This is a genomic window from Nissabacter archeti, from assembly GCF_018257325.1.
GTDB lineage: Bacteria > Pseudomonadota > Gammaproteobacteria > Enterobacterales > Enterobacteriaceae > Chimaeribacter > Chimaeribacter arupi.
On sequence record NZ_JAERKB010000008.1, the window covers coordinates 185,863 to 212,704 of the forward strand.

Sequence of the window (26,842 nt, forward strand, 5' to 3'; positions counted from 1 at the left end):
AACAATGCAGCGATTATGATGCGAGCGTTTTCTGTCAGGATGTGTCAAGGCGTGATCCTTTTTCGGGACTCCTGACAGGTTTCCTGCCGCGTCTGCCGGACGCAGAGACACCACAGCAAACGCAGGAGAAAGCAGGGTCAAGGAGGACGGTTAATCCCCGCCGCACACCGGCAGGACGGCACTACCTGGTCGTACCCTACATAAAACCGGAGAGAAAAAATGAATAAGAAGGTGTTTACCCTGGCCACGCTGGCAGCCGCCATGTTGTTCGGAACTGCGGCACACGCAGACACCCGCATCGGCGTCACCATTTACAAATACGATGACAACTTTATGTCCGTGGTGCGTAAGGCGATCGAGAAAGAAGCCAAATCCTCCTCGGATATCGAACTGCTGATGAATGACTCGCAGAACGACCAATCCAAACAGAATGACCAGATCGACGTGCTGTTGGCCAAAGGCGTGAAAGCCCTGGCGATCAACCTGGTTGACCCGGCGGCAGCCCCGGTGGTTATCGACAAAGCACGCGGCAATGACGTGCCGGTGGTGTTCTACAACAAAGAGCCGAGCCGCAAAGCACTCGACAGCTATGACAAGGTTTACTATGTCGGGACTGACTCCAAAGAGTCCGGCATTATCCAGGGCGAGCTGATTGCCAAGCACTGGAAAGCTCACCCGGAATGGGATCTGAACAAAGACGGCACCATCCAGTTTGTGCTGCTGAAAGGTGAGCCGGGCCACCCGGACGCCGAAGCGCGCACCAAATATGTGGTGGACACCCTGAACGGCAAAGACGGCATGAAGACCCAGCAATTGCAGCTCGACACCGCAATGTGGGACACCGCCCAGGCGAAAGACAAGATGGACGCCTGGCTCTCCGGCCCGAATGCCGACAAGATCGAAGTGGTGATCGCCAACAACGATGCGATGGCGATGGGTGCCGTAGAAGCGCTGAAGGCGCATAACAAATCCAAGCTCCCGGTATTCGGCGTTGACGCCCTGCCGGAAGCGCTGGCGATGGTGAAATCCGGTGCCATGGCCGGGACAGTGTTGAACGATGCCAACAACCAGGCGAAAGCAACCTTCCAGCTTGCGAAGAATCTGGCCGAGGGTAAAAAGGCAGAAGAGGGCACCAACTGGAAAATCGATAATAAAGTCGTACGTATCCCTTACGTCGGCGTAGACCAGGACAACCTGGCACAATTTATCGGTAAGTAATACGCATGACCCGTTTAGTTTAACGGTAACCAACAGGTATACCCGCTGCCGGTCAGGATGGCCGGCAGCGTCCGCCTTATCAGGATGCTGCGCACCAGGTGACCGGTTTTTCCGGTGGCCGGGCGTCCGGCACCCCGAATGCAGATCCCTTATTCTAGCCAGGTGTAATTATGGCCGATAACACGACGGGACAACCGCGCGAGTGGTTGTTGGAAATGACCAATATCTCGAAGTCATTTCCAGGCGTAAAAGCATTGGATAACGTGAATTTAAAAGTCCGCCCCCACTCCATTCACGCATTAATGGGCGAGAATGGCGCAGGCAAATCAACGTTATTGAAGTGCCTGTTTGGCATTTACAGCAAAGATGCCGGAAGTATTCTTTTCCAGGGGCAAGAAATCGATTTTAAAAGCTCCAAAGAGGCGCTGGAAAAAGGCGTGTCGATGGTGCATCAGGAATTAAACCTGGTTCTGCAGCGTACGGTAATGGATAACATGTGGCTTGGCCGTTATCCGACGAAGGGGCTGTTTGTCGACCAGGAGAAAATGTATAACGATACCAAAGCCATTTTTGACGAACTGGATATTAATATCGACCCGCGCGATAAAGTCGCCCGGCTTTCTGTGTCCCAGATGCAGATGATCGAAATTGCCAAGGCATTCTCTTACGATGCCAAGATCGTCATTATGGATGAGCCAACCTCGTCACTGACGGAAAAAGAGGTGAACCACCTGTTCACCATTATCCGTAAGCTGAAAGAGCGTGGCTGCGGTATCGTCTATATCTCCCACAAGATGGAAGAGATTTTCCAGCTGTGTGACGAAATCACCATCCTGCGTGACGGCCAGTGGATTGCGACCCAGCCGCTGGAAGGCATGACGATGGACCAGATTATCTCGATGATGGTGGGGCGCTCCCTGAGCCAGCGTTTCCCTGACCGCATGAATACGCCGGGAGAGGTGATTCTTGAGGTTAAAAACCTGACGTCACTGCGCCAGCCGTCGATCCGGGATGTCTCGTTCAACCTGCACAAGGGTGAAATCCTCGGCATTGCCGGGCTGGTGGGCGCCAAGCGCACTGACATCGTGGAGACGCTGTTCGGCATCCGCGAAAAGGTGAGCGGCACCATCAAACTGCACGGCAAACCGATCAACAACAACAGCGCCAACGAGGCGATTAACCACGGTTTCGCGCTGGTGACCGAGGAGCGGCGCTCCACCGGGATTTACGCCTACCTGGATATCGGCTTTAACTCGCTTATCTCCAATATCCGCAATTATAAAAACAAATTCGGCCTGCTGGATAACAGCCGGATGAAGAGTGATACCCAATGGGTGATTGATTCGATGCGGGTAAAAACCCCCGGCCATCACACCAATATTGGCTCGCTTTCCGGCGGTAACCAGCAAAAAGTGATTATCGGCCGCTGGTTGCTGACCCAGCCGGAAATATTAATGCTGGATGAGCCGACGCGCGGTATTGATGTCGGGGCCAAATTTGAAATTTACCAGCTGATTACCGAACTGGCGAAAAAAGAGAAGGGCATCATTATTATCTCTTCTGAAATGCCGGAATTGCTGGGGATTACTGACCGGATTCTGGTCATGAGCAATGGCCAGGTGGCAGGCATTGTGAATACCAAAGAAACCTCGCAGAACGAAATATTACGTCTTGCCTCCTTGCACCTCTAATCTTGTTGAAGGTTCTTATTATGACTGCGTTAAATAAGAAAAGTATGCTCACTTATCTCAAAGAGGGCGGGATTTATGTGGTATTGCTGGTGCTGCTGGCAATTATTATTTTCCAGGACCCGACCTTTTTAAGTTTGATGAACCTGAGTAACATCCTGACCCAATCGTCAGTGCGTATTATTATCGCGCTGGGGGTGGCGGGGCTGATTGTGACCCAGGGCACTGACCTCTCTGCCGGCCGTCAGGTCGGGCTGGCGGCGGTGGTCGCGGCCACCATGCTGCAGGCGATGGACAACGTCAACAAGGTGTTCCCGGACATCGACACCATCCCCATCCCGCTGGTGATCCTCACGGTGTGTGTGGTGGGCGCGCTGATTGGCCTGCTTAACGGCATCATCATCGCCTACCTGAACGTGACGCCGTTTATCACCACCCTCGGCACCATGATCATCGTGTACGGCATCAACTCACTCTATTACGATTTCGTGGGTGCCTCACCGATTGCCGGGTTTGACGCCGGGTTCTCGGCCTTTGCCCAGGGCTTTATCCGCCTCGGTGACTTCAAGCTCTCCTACATCACCTTCTACGCACTGATCGCCATCGTGTTTGTCTGGGTGCTGTGGAACAAAACCCGCTTCGGCAAAAACATCTTTGCCATCGGCGGTAACCCGGAAGCGGCCAAAGTCTCCGGTGTGAACGTGCCGCTGAACCTGATCATGATCTATGCGCTCTCCGGTGTGTTCTACGCCTTCGGCGGGTTGCTGGAAGCGGGCCGTATCGGCAGCGCCACCAACAACCTCGGCTTTATGTATGAGCTGGATGCGATTGCGGCCTGCGTGGTGGGCGGCGTGTCGTTCGCGGGTGGCGTCGGTACCGTGGCGGGCGTGGTGACCGGGGTGATCATCTTCACCGTGATCAACTACGGGCTGACCTACATCGGCGTGAACCCGTACTGGCAGTACATCATCAAGGGCGGCATCATTATCTTCGCCGTGGCGCTCGACTCGCTGAAATACGCGAAGAAGAAGTAACCGGCAGCAGACAGCACTCAACAAAAAGGGCGACTCCGGTCGCCCTTTTTTGCGTCTGTGGATCAGGGAAGCGGGGCGGGTGGGGTGTCCGGCGGCGGCAACAGGTGGCCGGGGTGTGGCTGCGCGGCGGCCTCCTGGGCGGCTTTCTCTTGCGCTGCTTTCTCCTGGGCGGCGTGTTCCTCCGCCTGCTTCTGCGCCGCCTCACGCTGCTGTTTCGCCTGCGCCTCGCGCTGCTGTTTCTCCTGCTCCTGTTGGCGCTCCTGCGCCAGCCGCTGTTGCAGCGCCAGCAGTTGCTCCGGCGTCACGGCCGGGTAGCCCTGCGCGTCGTCCGGGATGGCATGCACCGCCGGGATCGGGATCAACGGGCCAAGGAAACGCGGCTCGCGCTTGAGCAGGTAGAGATCGCTGAGCGCGCCGAGGCGGGCGAAAATTTCCCGCACCCGCACCGTCAGCATGTTTTTCGGCGACGGCACCGCATAGCACTGCGCCTGGATCCCCATATGCAGCGCGATAAACAGCGCACGCTCGCAGTGGAAACGCTGGGTAATCACAATAAAGTCGTTGGTGTCGAACACTTTGCGGGTGCGGACAATCGAGTCCAGCGTGCGGAAGCCGGCGTAGTCGAGCACGATGTCGCCGGCCGGGATGCCGGCGGCCATCAGGTCACGGCGCATGGTCATCGGCTCGTTGTAACTCTGTTGGGCATTGTCGCCGCTCAGCAGCAGGTATTTCACTTTGCCGCTGTTGTAGGCGTTGATCGCGCCCTGGATACGGTAGAGGTAGTACTGGTTAATCACGCCGGTGCGGTAGTACTTGGCGGTACCCAACACCACGCCGACCTGCCGGTGCGGCAGCACCTGCACATCTTCATAGATGTAGTTGGCGGTTTTCCAGCTCACCCAGCGATCCAGCGCAATAGCCGCCACGCCCATCGCCGTCACGATGAGTAAAAAGCTGGCTATCAGGCGTTTCCACATGGTTTTTGCCTTTAAAGGATGAGGAAAGGTAGGGGTTCCAAGGCTACTTTACCTGTTTGCCTGACGCAAGGCATGTCCCGTTTCCGCGCATGTTTCGCTGGGTTTTTCATCAGCTTGGGCAGGTAACGGGCATAAAAAAGGCAAGGGGAGCCCCCTTGCCGGTGTGGAATGCCGCGCCTCAGAACGAGGTGCGTTTGTAGCTGCGGTACTGCGGTTGCCAGAAGTTGTGCTCAATCGCCTTCGACAGCGCATCTTCGGAGGTGACCATCGCCACGCCGTGCAGTTGCGCCGCTTTGCCCACTTCCATCGCGATCACTTTGGACACGCCCTGAATGTCGTTGACGTCCGGCAGCAGCGAGCCTTCTCCTTCGGTCGCCAGCGGCGAGCAGTCAGCCAGCGCCCGGCTGGCGGCCATCAGCATACTGTCGGTGACGCGGGTGGCGCCGGAGGCGAGCACGCCCAGCCCGATGCCGGGGAAGATGTAGGAGTTGTTGCACTGGGCGATCGGGTAGACCTGATCTTTGTAATGCACCGGGGCAAACGGGCTGCCGGTCGCCACCAGCGCCGCACCGTCCGTCCATTTCAGGATATCTTCCGGGCGCGCTTCCACGCGGGAGGTCGGGTTGGAGAGCGGCATCACAATCGGGCGCGGGCAGTGGCGGTGCATTTCACGGATGATCTCTTCCGTGAACAGCCCCGGCTGGCCGGAGACCCCAATCAGGATGGTCGGCTTGGCGTTGCGCACCACGTCCATCAGCGAAATGGCATCGCTGTTGACGTCCCATTCCAGCAGGTTTTCACTTTTCTGGATCAGTTTGGCCTGGAATTCCAGCAGGTTCGGCAGTTTGTCGGTCAGCAGGCCGAAACGGTCGATCATAAAGACTTTGGCGCGCGCCTCATCTTCGCTCAGCCCTTCCGATTTCATCTGGGCGATGATCTGCTCGGCGATGCCGCACCCGGCCGAACCGGCACCCAGGAAGGCCACGGTCTGGTCGCGCAGGCGGCAACCGGCGGCACGGCTGGCGGCGATCAGGCTGCCGAGGGTCACGGCGGCGGTGCCCTGGATGTCATCGTTGAAGCAGCAGATCTCGTCGCGGTAGCGGTTCAGCAGCGGCGTGGCGTTGGCCTGGGCAAAGTCCTCAAACTGCAATAGCACGTTCGGCCAGCGGCGTTTCACCGCCTGGATGAACATGTCCACAAACTCGCTGTACTCCTCGCCGGTGATGCGCGGGTGGCGCCAGCCCATGTAGAGCGGGTCATTCAGGCGCTGCGGGTTGTTGGTGCCGACATCCAGCACTACCGGCAGGGTGTAGGCCGGGCTGATGCCGCCGCAGGCGGTGTAGAGTGACAGCTTGCCGATCGGGATGCCCATGCCGCCGATGCCCTGATCGCCCAGCCCCAGGATACGCTCGCCATCGGTCACCACGATCACTTTCACATTCTGCTTGGTAGCGTTTTGCAGCATGTCGTCGATGTGGTCACGGTTCGGGTAGGAGAGGAAAATACCGCGCGCGCGGCGGTAGATGTCAGAGAAGTGCTCACAGGCCTGGCCGACCGTCGGGGTGTAGATGATCGGCATCATCTCGCTCAGGTGGGCATCCAGCAGGCGGTAGAACAGGGTTTCGTTGGTGTCCTGGATATTGCGCAGGTAGATGTGCTTATCAATATCGGTTTTGAAATCCTGGAACTGGCGCCAGGCACGCTCGGCCTGCTCTTCAATGGTTTCTACCGCTTCCGGCAACAGACCGTGCAGGTTGAAATGGGTGCGCTCGTCCTCGGTAAAGGCGCTGCCTTTATTCAGCAGCGGGAATTCAAGCAGAATCGGGCCGGCATAAGGGATGTAAAGGGGGCGTTTGCTCTCGTATTCAAGTTCCATTGATCTACTCTTCACGGTCTGAGGTAAGGAATTTCTGCGCTGATCCTAAAAGATAATGCTGATATGTACAGCAATTGTTATCAGGCTTTGACAAAAAATCCGCGAACCGTGCATTAACTTACAGCAGGTTGTCCTTTTTAACAGAAAACGCACAGCAGACCGGGAAGGAACGCCGGGGGCAGGGGAAAGCAAAAGGCGAAGAAGCCCGGCCAGGGCACGGCCGGGCAGAAGGTCAGACGTGTACCACAGTGAGATCGGTGCAGCCGAGCGCGGCCAGGGTGGCGCGGGTAGCGTCCGCCTGGGTCAGCAGCGCATCGCGGCGTTCAATCAGCACCGCACGGGTGATGGCATTGCAGTCACCCCCGGCCAGGTTCATCAGGTTCAGAGCGGCCTGCAACGGCGGCAGGCTGGGGTTAAAGGCGGCGTTCTCTGCGTAGCGGCCGGGGAAGATGCGCCCGTCAGCGCCTTCCAGCGCGATGCCGCTGTGCGACTGGCTGTACGGCGCGTGGCTCTGGTTGATGGCCGTCAGCGCATACTTCACCAGCGCATCGCCTTCGGCGCTGTAACCGTGATCGACCTGATCCATCAGCAGGGTGAAGATCGCCAGATCGCGCGGGCCAAAGGCATCCGGCAAATAGTGGCCCAGGCGGGCAGCCGCGCGGCCCGGCAGATGGATGATTAAATCGGTGCCGCTGTTCAGCTCGTTCATAAACTGGCGGCAGTGGCCGCAGGGGGTGTAGTTCACCGTGATGGCGGTCAGCTCGCGCTCACCGCGCAGCCAGGCGTGAGTCACGGCCGACTGCTCTGCGTGCACGGTTTGTTGCAACGGCGTACCGGCAAACTCCATATTGGCACCGAAATACCAGTTACCACTGATGCCGCGGGCAATCGCCCCGACCAGAAAATGTGACACCGGCGTCAGGGCGCAGGCCGCGGCCAGCGGCAGCAATGCAAAGGCCAGCGCGTCTTCGTCCATGCCGCTCTCTTGCGCCAGTTTGTCTACCTCGGCCGCCGTCAGGAACGCCGGAAAATCATCATGGCGCAGCAGCGGCTCCAGGGCCGTGGCAAGCTCTATGGAGAGCGCGGAAAAGGCGGTATGAAATCGTGCATGCATAGTCAGTCCATCTCATGACAAAGTTCGGCTGACCAATATAGGGAGCCGCAAAGGATTGCAATGTGATGCCTGTCACACTATTGATGAAATCAGTGTAATCAAAGGCTGAAAATGAGAGATATCGCGCATCTTCAGGGGCAACGGCCAGCGCAGGGAAAGGGGAAAAAAATCCCCCACCAGGGTGGGGGAGAGGCGGTTACTGCGGGAACCACTTGTCGTTGATGGCTTTGTAGGTGCCGTCCGCTTTGATGGCGGTCAGCGCGCCGTTCAGCTTCTCCAGTAACGCGGTGTTATCCGGCCGCACCGCAATGCCGAGGCCAATGCCGAAGTATTGCGGGTCGGTGACGTGCTCACCCACGGCGGCCAGGTTCGGGTTATTTTTCAGCCATTCGTTCACCACCGCCGTATCACCGAATACCCCATCCAGACGGCCATTTTTCAGGTCAAGGATCGCATTCTGGTAGCTGTCATAGGCCACGGTCGTGATTTCCGGGTGCTTCTCCTGCAGGTATTTCTGGTGCGTGGTGCCGTTTTCCATGCCGATGCGCTTGCCTTTCAGATCCGCCAGCGTCTTGTATTTGCCTTTCGGCGCAATCACCACTGCCGAGTTGGCGTAATAAGGTGCCGTGAAGGCCACCTGCTTCTGGCGCTCCGGGGTGATGTCCATGCCGGAGATCACGGCATCGAAACGCTTGAATTTCAGCGCCGGGATCAGGCTGTCAAATGCCTGGTTGGTGAAGGTGCAGTTGGCCTGCAACTGTTTGCACAGTGCGTTGGCCAGATCGATATCAAACCCGACAATCTGGTTATTGGCATCCATGGATTCAAACGGCGGATAGGTTGCAGACGACGCAAAACGGATAGTATCAGCCGCGCCGGCAGTAAAGGCCACACCGGAGAGCAGGGCGGCAAGCAGCAATTTTTTCATGGTGGCACTCCTTTATTGTTATCTGTTGGGTTCCCACGGAGCAGGGCGCAAGCGGGCGGAACGTGCCGGGCCACCCCTGCCGGGATACCCCTTACGCTGACATCAAATGAATTATTATGCAATAAATTCGCTTAAAAAATTAAATAAGTGCGTGAATTTTGCACAAGGGGAGAGTCTGTAGGCGGGAAAACAGGGTTTGCGGGCCGAAAAAAAGGGGCGAACCGGTCGCCCCTGGGGGGTTAATTGCGCTGTTCGAACCGCAGCGCCCGGCGTTCCACCAGCCGCATCAGCAGCGTCAGCAGGCCGTTGACGCAGAGATAAACGATGCCCGCTGCGCCAAACACCATCACATCATAGGTGCGGCCATACAGCAGCTGGCTGTGGCCCATCACTTCCATTAGCGTAATGGTGTAGGCCAGCGACGTGCTTTTAAACACCAGCACCACTTCGTTGGAGTATGAGGAGAGGGCGCGCTTGAAGGCAAACGGCAGCAGAATGCGCAGCGATTGCATCTTCGACATGCCCAGCGCCTCGCAGGATTGCCACTGCCCGGCCGGGATGGCCCGCACCGCGCCGTAAAACAGCTGGGTGGTGTAGGCGGCACTGTTCAGCGACAGCGCCAGCACCGCGCAGAGCCACGGCTGGGAGAGCAGGCTCCAGAGCCACGGATAGTGCTGGATGGACGGGAACTGCCCCGGCCCGTAGTAGATCAGGAAAATCTGCACCAGCAGCGGCGTGCCGGTAAACAGCGTGATGTAGACCCGCACCAGTGGGCTTAACACCGCCGTTTTCAAAGACAGCACCAGGGTAAACAGCAGGGAGAGCACCAGCGCGGCAATCAGCGACGCCACCGTGAGCGTCAGGCTGGTGTGCAACCCCTTGAGGATCTCAGGTAAATACTCAAGCATCAGTGCGGCCTCTGCTCAAAACGGGTGGTGCGTTGTTCAATGCGCCGCAGGATAAACTGGCTGAACAGGGTCACAACCAAATAGATCGCCGCGGCAATCAGGTACCAGTTAAACGGCTCCTGCGTGCGGGTGGCGATGCTTTTGGTCTGCAACATCAGGTCATTGACGCTGATCAGTGACACCAGCGCGGTGTCTTTGAGCAGCACCAGCCACTGGTTGCCGAGGCCGGGCAGCGCATGCCGCCACATCTGCGGCATCACCAGCCGGAAGAAGATCGCAGACTTGCTCATGCCGAGCGCCTGGCCCGACTCCCGCTGGCCGTGCGGCACCGCTTTCAGCGCGCCGCGCAGCGTCTGCGAGGCGTAGGCGGCATACAACAGCGCCAGCGCCACCACCCCGCACAGGAACGGGCTGACCTCAAAGTTCTCAATCGGCAATTGCACCGGCACCTGGAACAGGAAGAGGTTGAGCGTGAAGCCGTCTGACAGCATCAGCAGCAGCTGCGAGGAGCCGAAGTAGATGAACAGCACCACCAGGATTTCCGGCAGCCCGCGCAGCAGCGTCACCAGCCCGGTGCCGAGCCAGCTGACCGCACGCCAGCGTGCCGATTCCCAGACGGCAAACAGCATCGCCAGCGCCAGCCCGAGCAGCAGTGCGCAAAGTGCCAGGCCGACGGTCATCCCGGCGGCACTGAGTAACGGTTGGAATTCAGTCATCGCGGCAGATTACTGCGTGAACCATTTCTGGTAGAGGGTCTGGTAGGTGCCGTCCTGTTTCACTTTCGCCAGTGCGGCGTCCAGTTTGGTCAGCAGCTCGGTATTTTGCTGGCGTACGGCGATGCCGAGGCCGGTGCCGAAGTAGGCGGCGTCGGTGACTTTATCCCCCACTGCGCCCAGGTTCGGGTTCTGTTTCAGCCACTCGTTCACCACCGCCGTGTCACCGAATACCGCGTCCAGGCGGCCGTTTTTCAGGTCCAGCACCGCGTTCTGGTAGCTGTCATACGGCACCGGGGTAATTTCCGGGTGTTTCTCGGTCAGGAATTTCTGGTGGGTCGAGCCGTTCTGCATACCTACGCGCTTGCCTTTCAGCGCTGCAAGGTCCGCGAACTTGCCTTTCTGGGCGATGAATAATGCAGAGTTGTCATAATAAGGTTTGGTGAACGCCACCTGCTTCAGCCGCTCCGGCGTGATGTCCATACCGGAGATCACCGCGTCAAACCGGCGGAATTTCAGGCTTGGGATCAGGCTGTCAAACGCCTGGTTGGTGAAGGTGCAGTTAGCCTGCATCTCCTGGCAGAGCGCTTTGGCCAGATCGATATCAAAGCCCTGCATGGTGTTGTTGGCATCCATGAATTCAAACGGCGGGTAGGAGGCTTCGGTGGCGAAGCGGATGTTGTCCGCCGCAGTGGCAGAGAGGCTGAGGCCCGCGAGCACCGCGGCGAATAAGACGTTTTTCATGGCAAACTCCGGACAATCCTAGTGGGAAAGATAACTGGCAAACGCGCTGGTTTGCGGCTGTGTAAAGCGGCCGGCATCACCCTGTTCCACGATGCGGCCATTCTCCATGTACACCACGCGGCTGGCGGTCTTGCGTGCCACTTCCACCTCGTGGGTCACGATCACCTGCGTGATGCCGGTTCCGGCCAGCTCACGGATGATATTCACGACTTGTGCGGTAATCGCCGGGTCAAGGGCGGCGGTCGGTTCGTCAAACAGCAGCACCTGCGGCTCCATCATCAGCGCACGGGCGATCGCCACCCGCTGTTGCTGGCCGCCGGAAAGGTGCAGCGGGAAGCGGTCGGCGTAGTCATTCAGCCGCAGCCGGTCGAGCAGTTTCTGCGCCCGCGCCATCGCGTCCGCTTTGCTCAGCCCCAGCACCCGGCAGGGCGCTTCAATCAGGTTTTGTACCACCGTCAGGTGCGGCCAGAGATTGTATTGCTGGAACACCATGCCGACGTTCTGGCGCAGTTCACGGATCGCCTTTTCGCCCGGCGCACGGGCAAAATCAAACTGGTTGCCGGCAATCTGGAGCTGGCCGGCGCGCGGCATCTCCAGCAGGTTGAGCACCCGCAGCAGCGAACTCTTACCGGCACCGCTCGGCCCGAGCAGCACCAGCGTCTCTCCGGCCGGGCACGAGAGCGTGATGTCGAACAGCGCCTGATGCGCGCCGTAAAAGCAGTTAATGCCGTTAAGTTGAATACTCATGCGCTGAATCTGAATAGCAATTGATGCCGCAAATGTTAACTTCCACAGAATAGTTATGCAATCATTGTGCGTTAAAATTTATTTATCACCCTGGAGGGCGGGGAGGCGCAGCACAAGATGCGGTATTGCCGGACGGCTGGGGGCATTTGTCGCCCTGCTGCCATTTAGGGTAGCGAATTTGCTTGTTTTGCGCGAAATGTGAACGGAAACCGGACATGCCGCGCAAAATCAATTCATTAGCGACCCAAACAGTGCAGGGCGTCTGGATCAGCGGTTCTCCAGCACCTGCCGCAGTGTGCCGCTGGAGGCGAATTCCCACGGCCCCAGGTAGCGGATGTCATCCACTGTCCAGCACTGCCCTTCACGGATCATCAGGATTTCATCCTGCCATTGGGTGGCGGTGTCACTGCCGGGCTTCTGGTTGACCAGGTTGACGCGCAGCGGGATGTTGCGGGCGTCGCGGTTCGGGATGGTGGACGCGGTGGCGACGGCGGCATCGGTCGGGCCGTCAAACAGGCTGGAGAAGAGGTCGCCATCGCTGAAGCCGGTGTTTTCATTCGGCGTGGCGGCCACATCCACCCGTTTGCCCTGGCCCGCCTCGCGCAGCGCGGTATAGAGCGCATTGCTCAGGTAAGGGCGGTAGGCGTCCAGCGCGGTGGCGGAGGGAATGCCGTTACTGCGCTGGCGAATGCGTAAATCATAGAATTTCTGGGCGACCTCGTCCGGCCCGCCCTCCACACAGGCGGCCGCGTGGCTGCCGTTCTCCTGGGGCTGGAAAGCCGGTTCAACGGGCGTGGTACAGGCGCTCAGTAACAGGGCCAGCGGCAACACAGCGGCGATCATGTTATTTTTCATTTCATTACCTTATTGAACGTTTCTGCCATGAACTCTTTAGCTTAGTATAAATGTGATTTTCACTGCTGCATGGTTTCTGGCTGCGGAGCCGGGTGCCTGCCGCTTTCCTTGCTTAAGGAGTGCATGATGCAATTTTCAACCACCCCCTCACTGGAAGGCTTTACCATCACGGAATACAGCGGCGTCGTGACCGGCGAGGCGATTCTGGGTGCCAATATTTTCCGCGATTTCTTTGCCGGTGTGCGGGACATCGTCGGCGGCCGCTCGGGCGCGTACGAAAAAGAGTTGCGCAAAGCGCGCCAGATCGCCTTCCGCGAGCTGGAGCAGCAGGCCAAAGAGCTGGGTGCCAACGCGGTGGTCGGTATCGACATCGATTATGAAACGGTGGGCAAAGACAGCAGTATGCTGATGGTCAGCGTGACCGGCACGGCGGTGAAGGTGGCGCGCGGCGCGTGATAATGCGCCTGCTGCTGCTGTTGCCGGTGCTGCTGCTCAGCGCCTGCCGGCAACCGGTGCCGCCCGGCATGGCTGCCAGCGGCAACCTGTTGCTGGAGCGCTCCGCCCCGGCGCGCGGTGTGGACCAGCGCATCCGCTTTCTGGTTATCCACTACACCGCCGGGGATTTTCCCACCGCACTGGCGACCCTCACCGAGGAGCACGTCAGCGCCCATTACCTGATCCCGGCCGCGCCGCCGCAGCGGGGCGGTAAGCCGGTGGTGTGGCAACTGGTGCCGGAGCAGGCGCGCGCCTGGCACGCCGGGGCCAGCGGCTGGCGCGATCGCACCAACCTTAATGACACCTCGGTGGGCATTGAACTGGAAAACCCCGGCTTCCGGCGCACACTGCTGGGCCGCCGCTGGTACCCGTTCCCGCCTGCGCAAATCGCGGCCCTGACGGAGCTGGCCGGGCAGATTGTAAAGCGCTACCAGATTGCCCCGCAGAATGTGGTCGGCCATGCGGACATCGCACCGCAGCGCAAGCAGGATCCCGGCCCCTGCTTCCCGTGGCAGGCGCTGGCGGCGGCGGGCATCGGCGCGTGGCCCGACCCGGCGCGGGTCAGTGGCTATTTACAGGGGCGGCCGCCGGGGGAACCGGTGGCGCAGGCGCGGTTGCTGGCCTTGCTGGCGGCATACGGTTACCCGGTGACGGAAGGCATGGATGATGCGGCGCAGCGGCAGGTGATCGCTGCGTTTCAGATGCATTTCCGCCCGGCAGACTACCGTGGCCTGCCGGATGCGGAGAGTGAGGCGATTGCCAGGGCCTTGCTGGCGCAATACCCGCCCGGCCGCTGACCCGGCCGGGCGGCACTATTTGCCGGAGGCCGGCAGGCCGCGCAGTTTGCCGTGTTCGCGCAGCCAGTTGGCGGTGCGCAAAATACCCTCGTCCAGTGACACCCGCGGCCGGTAGCCCAGCTCCTCCTGCGCGCGGCGGGTGTCCAGCGTCAGGTCAAAGTTGAGTTTGGCGACGCTGTAGTGGGTCAGCGCCGGTTCTTTATGGTTACCGGCGCTCAGCCGCTCCATGCCGCGCGCCATCACATCCAGCAGGGTGTAGGGCACTGAGCGGATTTTGCACGGCATATCCAGGCACGCCATCAGGTGCTGCACAATGGTGCGCAGCGGGCGCGGTTGCTGGTTGGTGATGTTATACGCCCGGCCGGACGGGGTGTTGCTGTTCTCCGTCGCCAGCCACATCGCCTGCACCACGTTCTCCACATACGTCATGTCCACCAGCGCATCGCCGCCGCGCGGCAACAGCAATGAACCGTGGCGGATCATCTGCAACAGGCGCGGCAGCAGCACGTTGTCATGCGCGCCGAACATGCCCTGCGGCCGCAGGATGGTGAAATGGGTCTGGGGGTTGGCCTGCGCCAGATGCTGAATCACCTCCTCGGCGGCCGCTTTGCTGCGGGCAAACGCATTGGCAAAGCGCTGCGGGCGAAAATCTTCCCGGATGTCGCGGTGGTGATGGAAATCGAAATAGATCGCCGGTGACGAGATATGAACGAAGTTGCGTACGCCATACGCCGCCGCCCACTCGCCGAGACGGCGGGTGGCCCGCACGTTGGCCAGCTCAAACGCCTCCTCCGCACCCCACGGGGCGGAAAAGCCGGAACAGTGCCATAAGGTGTCTACTTCGGTCAGCATTGCCCGCGCCTGGGATGACACCAGGTTGTTCATGTCTGCCGGAATAAACTGCGCACCGCGTTTTGCCAGCAGTGCGCCAATCGCCGCATGGCTGCCGGCCGCCCGCACCGGGATCCTCTGTTGCAGGAGGAAATCCACGGCATTTCTGCCCAAACCGCTGGTTGCCCCGGTTACCAAAAACGTCATAAATACTTATCCCACCAAACCCGTGATGCGCAGGAGGCCTGTCCCCATAGCAAAGAGGGTGCCATTCTTTCTGGAAAATGTGCGGCAGGCAATCCCAATAGCGGAACGCCGTGATGAAAGGCGCGCAACCGGCTGAAAAATAAGCCGCGCTGCCCGGTTTATAGGGAGGAATTGCGCGTCCTGGGGAAAACCGCGTGCCGCCCGCCACACGGGGAGTCCCTGCCTGTCAGGGGGGTGAGTATAGCAAAGGGCAGAAAAGCCGCCGCAGGGCGGCGGCTCAGGGTCAGGCGTGTTCCGCCAGGAAGGCTTTCCACAGGTTGACCACCTGCCCAAGCTGGTCGCGCGTGACATCCAGATGGGTGATCAGCCGCGTTACCGGCCCGGCATTGAGCAGCACGCCGCGCTCACGCATCCACGGGCCGAGGGCGGCGGCGCGGGTGTCGCTGAGGCGCACGAACAGGATGTTGGTCTGCGCGCCGGGTGCCACAATCTCCACGTCGAGCGCGCGCAGTTGCTGCTCGAGCCAGCGGGCGTTGTCGTGGTCTTCCTGCAACCGCGCCACATGGTGTTCCATCGCGTAACTGCCTGCCGCCGCCATGATGCCGATCTGGCGCATCCCGCCGCCGGTCATTTTGCGCCAGCGGCGGGCGCGGGCGATATACTCCGCCGGGCCGCACAACAGGGAGCCCATCGGCGTGCCCAGCCCTTTCGACAGGCAGAGGGTGAAGCTGTCGCAGTAGCGGGTGATCGCCTCCAGCTCCACACCGAGCGCCACGGCGGCGTTCATGATGCGCGCGCCGTCAATGTGCAGCGCCAGCCCGCGCTCCCGCGTCAGTTGCCAGGCCTGTTGCAGGTACGCCAGCGGCAGCACCTTGCCGTTATGGGTGTTTTCCAGGCTCAGCAGCCGGGTCGGCGCAAAGTGAATGTCATCCGGCTTGATCGCGGCGATCACCTTGTCGAGCGGCAGGGTGCCGTCCTCAGCGGCGTCGAGAGGCTGTGGCTGGATGCTGCCGAGCACCGCTGCGCCGCCCGCCTCATACAGGTAGTTGTGCGCCTTCTGGCCCACAATGTACTCCTCACCGCGCTGGCAGTGGCTGAGCAGCGCCACCAGGTTGGCCTGGGTGCCGGTCGGTAGGAACAGCGCCGCCGCTTTACCGGCGCGTTCAGCCACCTGCGCTTCCAGCGCGTTCACGGAGGGATCATCGCCATAAACGTCATCACCGACGTCAGCCTGGGCCATCACCTGCCGCATGGCGGCAGTCGGGCGGGTTACGGTATCGCTGCGCAGATCAATCACACTCACTTTCCTTCTTCGGGGCGGTAAACGGACGCGCCCGGCTGCGTCGGCAACGGGCGTGGGGAAACCCCATCATAACCAGAATGGCGCGGCAGGCCAGATGAAAATCAGCGGGAAAAGGACAGGGCAGTGCGCCCTGTCCGGCAGGATCAGCGGATCAGGTTCTCTTTGGCCAGTTCCATCACCTCGTCGCCGCGGCCGTTGATGATGGCGCGCAACATGTAGAGGCTGAAGCCTTTGGCCTGTTCAAATTTGATGGACGGCGGCATCGCCAGTTCCTGCGTGGCGGTGACCACATCCAGCAGCACCGGGCCGGGGTGGGCCAGCGCCGCTTCAATCGCTGTGTCGAGCTGGGCAGCCTCAGTGACGCGGATGCCCTTGACGCCGCACGCCTGCGCAATGCCGGCGAAGTCCGGGTTCTCCAGCTCAGTGCCGTCGGTGAGGTAGCCGCCGGCCTTCATCTCCATCGCCACGAAGCCCAGTGAGCTGTTGTTGAACACCACCACTTTCACCGGCAATTTTTTCTGCGCCAGCGTCAGGAAATCCCCCATCAGCATGGCGAACCCGCCGTCGCCGCACAGGGCGATCACCTGTTTGTCCGGGGCGGTGGCCTGCGCGCCGATCGCCTGCGGCATCGCGTTCGCCATCGAGCCGTGGTTGAAGGAGCCGAGCAGGCGGCGTTTGCCGTTCATTTCCAGGTAACGCGCTGCCCATACCGTCGGTGTGCCGACGTCACAGGTAAAGATGGCGTCTTCGGTGGCGTGGCGGCTGAGCTGCTGGGTCAGGTATTGCGGGTGAATCGGCTTGCCCGGCGTGGGCACTGCCAGTGCATCCAGATCCTTACGGGCGGTGCGGTAGTGCGCCAGCGCCTTGTCCAGGAAGCGGCGATCCTGTTTCACCGTGAGTTTCGGCAACAGCGCGGTGAGGGTGGTGTGGATGTCACCCATCAGCGCCAGATCGACACTGCAATGCGCGCCGATGCTGCCGGGGTTGATATCAACCTGAATGATGGTCGCGTCGGTCGGGTAGAAGGCGCGGTAGGGGAACTGGGTGCCGAGCAGCACCACGGTGTCGGCGTTCATTAACGCCTGATAGCCGGACGAGAAGCCGATAAGCCCGGTCATGCCGACGTCATAGGGGTTGTCCCACTCCAGGTGCTCTTTGCCGCGCATCGCGTGCACAATCGGCGCTTTCAGCGTCTCTGCCAGTTGCACCACTTCATCATGCGCCCCGGCACAGCCGCTGCCGCACATCAGGGTGATGTTTTTCGAGCGGTTCAGCACTTCCGCCAGCGTATCCAGCTCAGTGATGTTCGGCAGCATCAGCGGCACCTGCGGGGCGTTCCAGGCGATACGGGCCTCTTCCGGGGCCGGTTTCAGCGCCACGTCGCCCGGCAACACAATGACCGATACGCCGCGGTTGAGGATCGCCTTGCGCATCGCAATCTCCAGCACCTGCGGCAACTGTTCCGGGTTGGTCACCAGCTCACAATAGTGGCTGCATTCGCGGAACAGCTCCGTCGGGTGGGTTTCCTGAAAATAGCCGCTGCCGATTTCGCTGGAAGGAATATGCGCGGCAATCGCCAGCACCGGCGCGTGGCTGCGGTGGCAGTCGTACAACCCGTTGATCAGGTGCAGGTTGCCCGGCCCGCATGACCCGGCGCACACCGCCAGTTCGCCGGTGAGCTGTGCTTCTGCCCCGGCCGCGAAAGCCGCGACCTCTTCATGGCGGGTGCCCATCCACTCGATGGTGTCCATGCGGTTCAGGCTGTCGTTCAGCCCGTTCAGGGAGTCGCCGGTGACGCCCCAGATACGTTTCACGCCCGCTTTTTCCAGTGTCTTTGCCAGTAAACCGGCCACAGTCTGTTTCATCGCTTTCCCCCAATGTCCAAGTTGCTGATGGCGTGGATCTGCCAAATGAGATCCCTTTCACATTTTTTCTGCACAGCTAAGCATAGACGATGGGCGTGCGGCAGGCGGGTGCCTGCTGCAAAAGCGGAAAAAGGCGGAGCACCAGAACAATTAACACGCCTGGGCAGATAAACGGCCAGGATTAACGCAAGGCTGCAACACGCGGCCCACTGTTCACGGGTGGGTAAAATGACCGCCTTTGCTGCATCTCTTGCGCTATCCGCTTGACCCTGCGCTGCTTTTTTGGTCATGCTCAGGCACAGGAAAAACGCGGGAGGCGTACCCATGATTCTGGAGCAGATTGAGATTACCGGGTTTCGCGGCATTAACCGGCTGTCGTTACCGTTATCAGGCGGCACACTGCCGGGCAGCACGCTGCTGATTGGTGAAAATGCCTGGGGCAAGTCGAGCCTGCTGGATGCGCTGACGCTGTTGCTGTCACCGGAGCCGCAGCTCTACCACTTTACCGCCGGGGATTTCCATTTTCCTGCCGGGGAACAGGAGGCGCGCGAACGCCGGTTGCAGGTGCTGTTGCGCTTTGCGGAAACGGCACCGGGCCAGCTGCGGCAGCCGCGTTACCGGGCGCTGGCCGCCGCGGCGGTGCCGGGTGCCGGCGGCTGCCGCCGCCTTTATTACCAGCTGGAAGGCGAGCTGGCAGATGACGGCACCGTGCTGACCTGGCGGCGTTTTCTGGATCCGCAGGGTGAGCCGCTGTCGCTGCCGGACATCGACACGCTGGCCCTGACGCTGGCACATTTGCACCCGGTGTTGCGTCTGCGCGATGCGCGCTTTCTCGGCCGGTTACGCGGCAAAGCCCTGCTGCCGGGGCCGGACAGCCCGCAGACAGAGACGCAACAGCAGGCCGCGGCCCGCCAGATCGGCGTATTGACGCGGCAACTGGGTCGCAGCCCGCATATGCTGAGCGATCAGGCGCTTGAGCAGGGCGTGACGGCGATGCGGCAATTGCTGGAGCACTATTTTGCCGAGCAGCACCGCGCAGCCGGCCCGGTGGCGACACGCGGCAGCGTGCGGCAACCGGAGCCAAAACAGGCCTGGCACTCGCTCGATGCCCTGAACCGGGTAGTCGGCGCGCCGGAAGGCCGCAGCACGCGCCTGATCCTGCTCGGCATCTTCTCGACTTTATTACAGGCGCGCGGGGCGGTGCGGCTGGCACCGGGCGCACGGCCGCTGCTGCTGATCGAAGACCCGGAAACCCGGCTGCACCCGATCATGCTGTCAGTGGCCTGGCAACTGCTGAACCAGTTGCCGCTGCAACGGCTGACCACCACCAATTCCGGTGAACTGATCTCACTGACGCCGATGGAGGAGGTGACCCGGCTGGTGCGCGAGCCGGGGCGCGTCGCCGCCTATCGCCTGGGGCCGGAGGGCCTCAACCCGGCAGACAGCCGCAAGCTTGCGTTCCATATCCGCACTAACCGGCCCTCGGCGCTGTTTGCCCGCTGCTGGCTGCTGGTGGAAGGGGAAACGGAGGTCTGGATCCTGAGCCAGCTGGCGCGCCAGTGCGGGTGCCATTTTGAGGCAGAAGGGATCAAGGTGATCGAATTCGCCCAATGCGGCCTGCGCCCGCTGCTGAAGTTTGCCCGGCAGATGGGCATTGAGTGGTACGCGATGGTGGACGGTGACGAGGCCGGGAAAAAGTATGTGGCGACCGCCCGTGACATGGCCGGGCGCGCCGGGGAGAGTGAGCACCACCGGCTCACGGCATTACCGGCCGCGGACATGGAGCATTTCCTCTATCACCACGGGTTCGCTGACGTCTACCACCGGGTGGCCGGGTTGCCGGACAAGGTGCCGATGCCCGCCCGGCGTATTATCCATAAGGCCATCCAGCGCAGTTCCAAACCTGACCTGGCGATTGAAGTGGCGCTGGCGGCCGGCCAGCGCGGGCCGGAAGCGATGCCGCCATTGTTACGGCAGATGTTTGACCGCGTGGTGCGGCTGGCGCGCGGCCATGCGGATTAACCGCTCAGCAAACAAAGGGGTAATGAAACTGTGCGGGGCGCGTGAAATCTGTTAGCCAAACGGTAAGAAAAAGGTTAAGAATTGACCTTGAAAGTGCGGCAGGCAACCCCATTTATAAAAATGCCAGTCGGGAGTGACTGGCATGTGAAGGGCTCAATCCTTGCGGGTGGTCAGGCAACGGCTTCGCTGACCTGCGGTATGATGAGGCTCGCATGGTTACCTTTCGGCCCCTGGTGGACATCGAAACTGACCTGTTGACCCGCCTTCAGCGTTCGATAACCCTCCATCTGGATGGTGGAATAATGGGCAAAGATATCTTCACCGCCATTTTGCGGGCAGATAAAACCAAAGCCCTTGGCATTATTGAACCACTTGACTGTACCCGTCTCCATGCTTCTACATCCCTCGCGTGTTTATTCTGTAGGTAGGTGAGGTAAGATTTTTTGCGAGTGAAGGCTGATTGATTAAAACTCCATCAGCTCACGATTTTACACTCTAGAGGAATAGCCGGGCACGTCAAGGGAAGGGCTTTTGCTCTGGCTGACCAGTTGTTTAAAGTTTGAAGCAGGTAACGCTATTCGCTTTCCACGGCTAAAATTTATACGCGCCGCCCGGCAGACCGGAAGGCCATACAGGGCGGCAGCGGGCGTCCGGAGATGGTAAAATAGGGGCTAAAGCGTGTACGCTGTAAGCAGAGCTCCCGCCATCGGGCGGGCATTCAGACCAGACAATTGATGACGGGCAAGCAATGGGTAATAATCAGGATTGGCTAAATTTTGAGCACTTAATCCAGGATCAGCAGTTGGATGCGGTAAAACCGCCATCTATGTATAAAGTTATACTTAACAACGACGATTACACGCCCATGGAATTTGTGATTGACGTTCTTCAAAAGTTCTTTTCTTATGATATTGAACGTGCAACGCAACTGATGCTCACGGTGCACTATAAAGGAAAAGCCATTTGCGGCGTGTTTACCGCCGAAGTGGCTGAGACCAAGGTCGCGCACGTGAATCGCTACGCGAGGGAGAACGAGCATCCGTTGCTTTGTACGCTGGAAAAAGCCTGAAAGGGCAATCTATTGGGGAGGTGCTTATGCTCAATCAAGAACTGGAACTCAGTCTCAACATGGCTTTCGCCAGGGCGCGCGAGCACCGACATGAGTTTATGACCGTGGAGCACCTGTTGCTTGCGCTACTGAGCAACCCTGCGGCGCGGGAGGCCCTGGAGGCTTGCACAGTCGACCTGGTGGCGTTGCGTCAGGAGCTGGAAGCGTTCATCGAACAGACGACGCCAACCCTGCCCGCCAGCGAAGAGGAGCGCGACACGCAACCTACGCTCAGCTTCCAGCGCGTGCTGCAACGTGCCGTGTTTCATGTTCAGTCCTCCGGGCGGAACGAGGTGTCCGGCGCAAACGTCCTGGTCGCTATCTTCAGCGAACAGGAGTCGCAGGCAGCTTATCTGCTGCGCAAGCATGACGTAAGCCGCCTTGACGTGGTGAACTTCATTTCCCACGGCACGCGCAAAGACGAACCGGGCCAGGCTCCCAATGCGGAAAACCCGGTCAACGAAGAGCAGCCGGCAGGGGAAGACCGTATGGAAAACTTCACCACCAATTTGAACCAACTGGCGCGCGTCGGGGGCATTGACCCACTGATCGGCCGCGACAAAGAACTCGAACGTGCTATCCAGGTATTGTGCCGCCGCCGTAAAAACAACCCGCTGCTGGTGGGGGAGTCCGGTGTCGGTAAAACGGCCATCGCGGAAGGGCTGGCGTGGCGCATTGTGCAGGGTGATGTGCCGGAAGTGATGGCGGATTGCACCCTCTATTCGCTGGACATCGGTTCGCTGCTGGCCGGCACCAAATACCGCGGTGATTTCGAGAAACGCTTCAAAGCCTTGCTGAAACAGCTGGAGCAGGACAAGAACAGCATCCTGTTTATCGATGAGATCCACACCATCATCGGGGCCGGTGCGGCCTCCGGCGGCCAGGTGGATGCGGCTAACCTGATCAAACCGCTGCTGTCGAGCGGTAAGATCCGTGTGATTGGCTCCACCACCTATCAGGAATTCAGCAATATTTTCGAAAAAGACCGTGCGCTGGCGCGTCGTTTCCAGAAAATTGATATCACCGAGCCGTCAGTTGAAGAGACGGTGCAGATCATCAACGGGCTGAAAACCAAGTATGAAGCCCACCACGACGTGCGCTATACCGCGAAAGCGGTGCGGGCCGCCGTGGAGCTGTCCGTGAAATACATCAATGACCGCCACCTGCCGGACAAGGCGATTGACGTCATCGATGAAGCGGGCGCGCGCAGCCGGTTAATGCCGGTGAGCAAGCGCAAAAAGACCGTTAACGTCGGTGATATCGAGTCTGTGGTGGCACGTATCGCCCGTATCCCGGAGAAAACCGTCTCCGCCAGTGACCGCGATGTGCTGCGCAATCTGGGCGATCGCCTGAAGATGCTGGTGTTCGGCCAGGATCCGGCCATCGGGGCGCTGACCGAAGCGATCAAGATGAGCCGCGCCGGGCTGGGCCAGGACCGCAAACCGGTAGGTTCTTTCCTGTTCGCCGGGCCGACCGGGGTCGGGAAAACCGAGGTCACGGTGCAGCTCGCCAAAGCGCTGGACATCGAATTGCTGCGCTTTGATATGTCCGAGTATATGGAGCGCCACACCGTCAGCCGGTTGATTGGTGCGCCTCCGGGCTATGTGGGCTTTGACCAGGGCGGCCTGTTGACCGACGCGGTGATCAAGCACCCGCATGCGGTGGTGTTACTGGATGAGATTGAAAAAGCACACCCGGACGTCTTCAACCTGCTGTTGCAGGTGATGGACAACGGGACGCTGACCGATAACAACGGCCGCAAAGCGGACTTCCGCAACGTGATCCTGGTGATGACCACCAACGCCGGGGTGCGTGAGACCGAACGTAAGTCGATTGGCCTGATCCATCAGGACAACAGCACCGACGCGATGGAAGAGATCAAGAAGGTGTTTACGCCGGAATTCCGTAACCGTCTGGATAACATTATCTGGTTCAACCATCTCTCTACCGAGGTTATCCAGCAGGTTGTCGATAAGTTTATCGTCGAACTGCAGGCGCAACTGGATGCCAAAGGCGTGTCGCTGGAAGTCAGTGACGAGGCCCGCGACTGGCTGGCTGTGAAAGGCTATGACAAAGCGATGGGTGCCCGCCCGATGGCGCGTGTGATGCAGGAAAACCTGAAAAAACCGCTGGCGAACGAATTGCTGTTCGGCAGCCTGGTTGACGGCGGATCGGTGAAAGTCGAGCTGGATAAAGACGAAGACAAACTGACTTACGAATTCCTCAGCGCGCAAAAACGCAAAGAGGAAGGGGCGGTACACTGAGTCAGCCTGCGATAACTGCGGTGGCCTGAAAACCGGGCCGCCGGAATGCAAAAAGAGCGATCATCAGATCGCTCTTTTTTTTCACCTGCCGATCGCCGTTACCGGGACATAAACCGCATATTGCATCCATAACAAAACGCCCTGACCGGAAACCGGAAGGGCGCAAGGGATAAATTCCCTGATTGTTCGCCGGAATAGATCAGCGGGAGATGCGCCGATTAACGGCTACGGAAGACAATGCGGCCTTTGCTCAGGTCGTACGGGGTCAGCTCAACAGTGACTTTGTCGCCCGTCAGAATACGGATGTAGTTCTTACGCATTTTACCGGAGATGTGTGCGGTAACCACGTGTCCGTTTTCCAATTCAACGCGGAACATGGTGTTCGGCAGCGTATCAAGCACGGTACCCTGCATTTCAATATTGTCTTCTTTGGCCATCGAGTCCTCTAGGTTTTACTACCTTAGTTTTTAACCGGCAAGATAATGCCGAAAAACCCACATTATGTAAAGGAGGCATTCGCTCCGCCCTAAGTGGTTGTTAAACCGGATATGGTGGGAGACGCAACCAAAAATGTACATAAATCAGGGGTATGGTGAAAGAAAATGATACCACATTTCTGCGCCCGGCATGGAATTAATTTCAGCCAATGCCGCCGCCGGGGCGGCCTGTCAAGGGCGCGGGCCGGATGCGGCAGGCGTGAACAGGGTGGGCGGCAGCGATAATACCTGCTTTTGCCAGCACCCCTCCGCCAGGGTTTGCTGCTGCATTTCCCGTAAGGCGGCGAGAAATGCCCGGCGCGGGATCTCTGTCGCACCCAGTGATGCGGTATGGTCATTCAGCACCTGGCAATCCAGCAATTGGCCGCCGTGCCCGGTGAAATGGTGGCAGAACACCACCATCGCTGCCTTCGAGGCGTTAGTGCTGCGGCTGAACATCGATTCGCCGCAAAATAGCCTGCCTTGCGCCACGCCATACATCCCGCCCACCAGCTCGCCGCCCAGCCAGACTTCAATGGAGTGCGCGATCCCTTCCTGGTGCAGCCGATGATAGGCCCGCGCAATCTGCGGCCCTATCCAGGTGCCGTCACTGCGTGCTTCGGCGCAGGCGTCCACCACCTGCTTAAACGCATGGTTCAGGGTAAAGCTGAACGGGCAGTGGCGCAGAAAGCGGCGCATACTGCGGCTGATGTGCAGATCCGCCGGGAACAGCACCGCACGCGGATCGGGCGACCACCATAAAATCATTTCACCGGGGTTAAACCAGGGGAAAATGCCGCAACGGTAAGCGGACATCAGGCGGGCAGGGGAGAGATCACCCCCGACGGCCAGCAGCCCGTTCGGCTCACGCAAGGCGCTTTCCGCGTGAGGAAATAACAGCGAGTGAGGCGAAAGTTGTACGACACGCATAACGCTCCTTATTTCCGTTGTCGGGTATCAGGCCAGGTGTTGCTGGAAGTGCGCATAACGGCCGCCGGCCGCCAGCAGGAGGTGATGCGACCCCTGCTCAAGGAGTTTACCGTCATCCATCACGCAGATCCGATCCAGGTGGTGCAGGCCATGCAGGCGGTGCGTCACCATGATCAGCGTTTTACCCCGGCAGTGCCGGCGCAGCAGCGCCAGGATCTGCTGTTCGGTTTCGGCATCCAGCCCCTCGGTGGGCTCATCCAGCAGCACCAGCGGCGCATCATGCAACAGCGCACGCGCAATGCCTATCCGCCGTTGCTCACCACCCGAGAGCGGCCGCCCGCCTTCACCCAGCCAGCTGTTCAGGCCGCTGTTTTCCAGCAGCGCGCCCAGCCCGACCTGATGCAGCACCTCAGACAGCCGGGCATCCTCCGCCTCCGGCGCGGCCAGCCGCAGGTTGTCACGCAGTGTGCTGTTGAACACATGCACCCGCTGCGGCACCAGCGTCATAGTGCGGCGCAGGGTGGCTTCATCATAGTCTGCAATCGGGTGGCCGCCCAGTTGGATGCTCCCGGCCTGCACATCCCAGGCGCGGGTCAGCAGCTGAAGCAGGGTCGATTTACCACAGCCGGTGCGGCCGAGCAGCGCGATATGTTCCCCGGCATCCACGTGTAGCGTGACGCCTTTCACCACCGGGAACGGCTGGCCGGGGTAAGTAAAGCTGACATTATCCAACGTCAGGGCGGGTGAGGCCGCCGCCACGCCCTGAGGCGGGAACGTCACTGTTGGCTGCTGGCCGGTGATGGCCTGCAACCGCCCGGCGGAGGCAATCACCTGCCCAAGGTGCTGGAACGCCCCGGCGACCGGCCCCAGTGCTTCAAACGCGGCCAGCGTGGCGAACACCACCAGCGCCATCAACGCCCCTGTGGAATCCATGCTGCCCGCTGCCAGCCAGAACATCAGCGTGACCGTCAGCCCGGTGGCCCCGATCATGATCGCCTGCGCCAACCCGCTCAGCATCGCCTGCTGCTGCTGCTGGTGCTGCCATTGCTGCTCCGTGGCGTCCAGCGCCTGCCGGAAGCGGCCACCGGCGCCATAAATCACCAGTTCCGCCTGACCCTGAAGCCAGGCGGTGAGCTGGATGCGGTAGTCGCTGCGCAACGTAGTCAGCGCCCGGCCGACCGGTTTACCGGCGCGGTAGAACATCAGCGGCAACAGCAGCAGCAATGCCAGCATGATGCCGGAAAGTGTTAGGGCCAGGGTGAGATCCAGCCAGCTCAGCCCGGCCGCCACCACCAGAATCACCACCAGCGCGCTGACCAGCGGCGAGATCACCCGGAGGTAGAGATGGTCCAGCGTGTCGACGTCCGCCACCAGCCGGTTAAGCAGGTCCGCCTGTTTAAAGCGCACCAGCCCGCCGGGTGACAGCGGCATAATGCGGGAAAACGTGTCCACCCGCAGGTGGGAGAGCACGCGGAAAGTCGCGTCGTGGCTGACCAGCCGTTCAGCATAGCGCCCGGCAGTGCGGAAAATAGCGGCACCGCGAACCCCGGCCGCCGGCAGCATATAGTTAAAACTGTACAGCCCGGCGAACCCGGCCACGGCAGACGCCGCCAGGAACCAGCCGGAGAGGGCCAGCAGGCCGATACTGGCCAGCAACGTCACAATCGCCAGCAGGATGCCGAGCAACATGCGGCCGCTGTGGCGACGGTAAAGGGCGAGATAGGGCAAGAGCAGGCGCATGG

General features: G+C 60.1%; 23 protein-coding genes and 1 pseudogene. 8 read left to right on the forward strand and 16 right to left on the reverse strand.

Annotated elements, in window-relative coordinates:
* Nucleotides 1–219 precede the first annotated feature (219 nt).
* The 3 genes from mglB (at nt 220) to mglC (ending at nt 3,940) form a co-directional block, all read left to right on the forward strand.
* Entirely contained in the window at nt 220–1,218 is a 999-nt protein-coding gene (gene mglB / locus JK232_RS12540) for a galactose/glucose ABC transporter substrate-binding protein MglB (RefSeq protein ID WP_072925910.1), read from the forward strand.
* Between the two features lie 170 nt (nt 1,219–1,388).
* A complete protein-coding gene (gene mglA / locus JK232_RS12545; RefSeq protein ID WP_072925909.1) occupies nt 1,389–2,909 on the forward strand; it encodes a galactose/methyl galactoside ABC transporter ATP-binding protein MglA in 1,521 nt (506 codons plus the stop codon).
* Between the two features lie 20 nt (nt 2,910–2,929).
* A complete protein-coding gene (gene mglC / locus JK232_RS12550) occupies nt 2,930–3,940 on the forward strand; it encodes a galactose/methyl galactoside ABC transporter permease MglC (protein WP_072925907.1) in 1,011 nt (336 codons plus the stop codon).
* 242 nt (nt 3,941–4,182) lie between these two features.
* Here mglC and sanA read toward each other — a convergent pair.
* The 9 genes and pseudogenes from sanA to JK232_RS12595 form a co-directional block, all read right to left on the reverse strand.
* Nucleotides 4,183–4,917 (reverse strand): annotated as a pseudogene (gene sanA, locus JK232_RS12555) (outer membrane permeability protein SanA); the annotation flags it as partial.
* 178 nt (nt 4,918–5,095) lie between these two features.
* On the reverse strand, nt 5,096–6,793 hold the full coding sequence (locus JK232_RS12560) for an NAD-dependent malic enzyme (RefSeq protein ID WP_072925903.1): 1,698 nt from the start codon (nt 6,791–6,793) through the stop codon (nt 5,096–5,098).
* A gap of 232 nt (nt 6,794–7,025) precedes the next feature.
* On the reverse strand, nt 7,026–7,907 hold the full coding sequence (cdd, locus tag JK232_RS12565; protein ID WP_072925902.1) for a cytidine deaminase: 882 nt from the start codon (nt 7,905–7,907) through the stop codon (nt 7,026–7,028).
* A gap of 196 nt (nt 7,908–8,103) precedes the next feature.
* The gene (locus JK232_RS12570; RefSeq protein ID WP_072925900.1) at nt 8,104–8,835 is read right to left on the reverse strand and encodes an arginine ABC transporter substrate-binding protein; all 732 of its coding nucleotides are present in this window, start codon (nt 8,833–8,835) and stop codon (nt 8,104–8,106) included.
* A 239-nt stretch (nt 8,836–9,074) separates the two neighbouring features.
* Nucleotides 9,075–9,743 (reverse strand): arginine ABC transporter permease ArtM, encoded by a 669-nt coding sequence (artM, locus tag JK232_RS12575; RefSeq protein WP_072925898.1) that lies wholly within the window; start codon nt 9,741–9,743, stop codon nt 9,075–9,077.
* Nucleotides 9,743–10,459 carry an arginine ABC transporter permease ArtQ gene (gene artQ / locus JK232_RS12580; protein ID WP_072925892.1) on the reverse strand — a complete coding sequence of 239 codons (717 nt, stop codon included), beginning with the start codon at nt 10,457–10,459 and terminating at the stop codon, nt 9,743–9,745. Before artQ ends, artM begins: the two co-directional genes overlap by 1 nt.
* 9 nt (nt 10,460–10,468) lie before the next feature.
* The gene (gene artJ, locus JK232_RS12585; RefSeq protein WP_072925889.1) at nt 10,469–11,200 is read right to left on the reverse strand and encodes an arginine ABC transporter substrate-binding protein; all 732 of its coding nucleotides are present in this window, start codon (nt 11,198–11,200) and stop codon (nt 10,469–10,471) included.
* Nucleotides 11,201–11,218: 18 nt separating this feature from the next.
* Nucleotides 11,219–11,947 carry an arginine ABC transporter ATP-binding protein ArtP gene (gene artP, locus JK232_RS12590; protein ID WP_072925886.1) on the reverse strand — a complete coding sequence of 243 codons (729 nt, stop codon included), beginning with the start codon at nt 11,945–11,947 and terminating at the stop codon, nt 11,219–11,221.
* Nucleotides 11,948–12,214: 267 nt separating this feature from the next.
* Nucleotides 12,215–12,802 (reverse strand): lipoprotein, encoded by a 588-nt coding sequence (locus JK232_RS12595; RefSeq protein ID WP_072925884.1) that lies wholly within the window; start codon nt 12,800–12,802, stop codon nt 12,215–12,217.
* Between the two features lie 126 nt (nt 12,803–12,928).
* Between JK232_RS12595 and JK232_RS12600 the strand changes: the two genes are divergently transcribed.
* Nucleotides 12,929–13,258: a heavy metal-binding domain-containing protein gene (locus JK232_RS12600; RefSeq protein WP_072925881.1), complete on the forward strand. Its 330-nt coding sequence runs from the start codon at nt 12,929–12,931 to the stop codon at nt 13,256–13,258.
* A gap of 2 nt (nt 13,259–13,260) precedes the next feature.
* The gene (locus JK232_RS12605; protein WP_212589279.1) at nt 13,261–14,094 is read left to right on the forward strand and encodes an N-acetylmuramoyl-L-alanine amidase; all 834 of its coding nucleotides are present in this window, start codon (nt 13,261–13,263) and stop codon (nt 14,092–14,094) included.
* Nucleotides 14,095–14,109: 15 nt separating this feature from the next.
* Here JK232_RS12605 and JK232_RS12610 read toward each other — a convergent pair whose 3' ends face one another.
* From JK232_RS12610 to poxB, 3 genes are all read right to left on the reverse strand, one after another.
* Nucleotides 14,110–15,132: an NAD-dependent epimerase/dehydratase family protein gene (locus tag JK232_RS12610; RefSeq protein WP_072925874.1), complete on the reverse strand. Its 1,023-nt coding sequence runs from the start codon at nt 15,130–15,132 to the stop codon at nt 14,110–14,112.
* Between the two features lie 283 nt (nt 15,133–15,415).
* Nucleotides 15,416–16,429 (reverse strand): low-specificity L-threonine aldolase, encoded by a 1,014-nt coding sequence (gene ltaE, locus JK232_RS12615; RefSeq protein WP_101833865.1) that lies wholly within the window; start codon nt 16,427–16,429, stop codon nt 15,416–15,418.
* Between the two features lie 149 nt (nt 16,430–16,578).
* Nucleotides 16,579–18,300 carry a ubiquinone-dependent pyruvate dehydrogenase gene (gene poxB / locus JK232_RS12620; protein WP_212589315.1) on the reverse strand — a complete coding sequence of 574 codons (1,722 nt, stop codon included), beginning with the start codon at nt 18,298–18,300 and terminating at the stop codon, nt 16,579–16,581.
* A gap of 324 nt (nt 18,301–18,624) precedes the next feature.
* Here poxB and JK232_RS12625 point away from each other — a divergent pair, with 324 nt between their 5' ends.
* Nucleotides 18,625–20,322, forward strand: a complete 1,698-nt coding sequence (locus JK232_RS12625; protein WP_212589280.1) for an ATP-dependent nuclease — start codon at nt 18,625–18,627, stop codon at nt 20,320–20,322.
* 170 nt (nt 20,323–20,492) lie between these two features.
* Here the strand turns inward: JK232_RS12625 and cspD are convergent, their stop codons facing one another.
* Nucleotides 20,493–20,714 (reverse strand): cold shock-like protein CspD, encoded by a 222-nt coding sequence (gene cspD / locus JK232_RS12630; RefSeq protein ID WP_072925863.1) that lies wholly within the window; start codon nt 20,712–20,714, stop codon nt 20,493–20,495.
* A 356-nt stretch (nt 20,715–21,070) separates the two neighbouring features.
* Between cspD and clpS the strand changes: the two genes are divergently transcribed.
* Together clpS and clpA are read left to right on the forward strand one after the other, a co-directional pair.
* Nucleotides 21,071–21,391 carry an ATP-dependent Clp protease adapter ClpS gene (clpS, locus tag JK232_RS12635; RefSeq protein WP_072925860.1) on the forward strand — a complete coding sequence of 107 codons (321 nt, stop codon included), beginning with the start codon at nt 21,071–21,073 and terminating at the stop codon, nt 21,389–21,391.
* Between the two features lie 26 nt (nt 21,392–21,417).
* On the forward strand, nt 21,418–23,694 hold the full coding sequence (gene clpA / locus JK232_RS12640) for an ATP-dependent Clp protease ATP-binding subunit ClpA (protein ID WP_072925857.1): 2,277 nt from the start codon (nt 21,418–21,420) through the stop codon (nt 23,692–23,694).
* Between the two features lie 218 nt (nt 23,695–23,912).
* On the opposite strand, the gene infA is transcribed toward clpA, so the two are convergent.
* The 3 genes from infA to cydC all read right to left on the reverse strand — a co-directional run bounded on the left by infA (nt 23,913) and on the right by cydC (nt 26,840).
* Nucleotides 23,913–24,131 carry a translation initiation factor IF-1 gene (gene infA, locus JK232_RS12645; protein WP_002211347.1) on the reverse strand — a complete coding sequence of 73 codons (219 nt, stop codon included), beginning with the start codon at nt 24,129–24,131 and terminating at the stop codon, nt 23,913–23,915.
* A 231-nt stretch (nt 24,132–24,362) separates the two neighbouring features.
* The gene (gene aat / locus JK232_RS12650; RefSeq protein ID WP_101827909.1) at nt 24,363–25,100 is read right to left on the reverse strand and encodes a leucyl/phenylalanyl-tRNA--protein transferase; all 738 of its coding nucleotides are present in this window, start codon (nt 25,098–25,100) and stop codon (nt 24,363–24,365) included.
* 27 nt (nt 25,101–25,127) lie between these two features.
* A complete protein-coding gene (gene cydC / locus JK232_RS12655; protein WP_212589281.1) occupies nt 25,128–26,840 on the reverse strand; it encodes a heme ABC transporter ATP-binding protein/permease CydC in 1,713 nt (570 codons plus the stop codon).
* Nucleotides 26,841–26,842 lie beyond the last annotated feature (2 nt).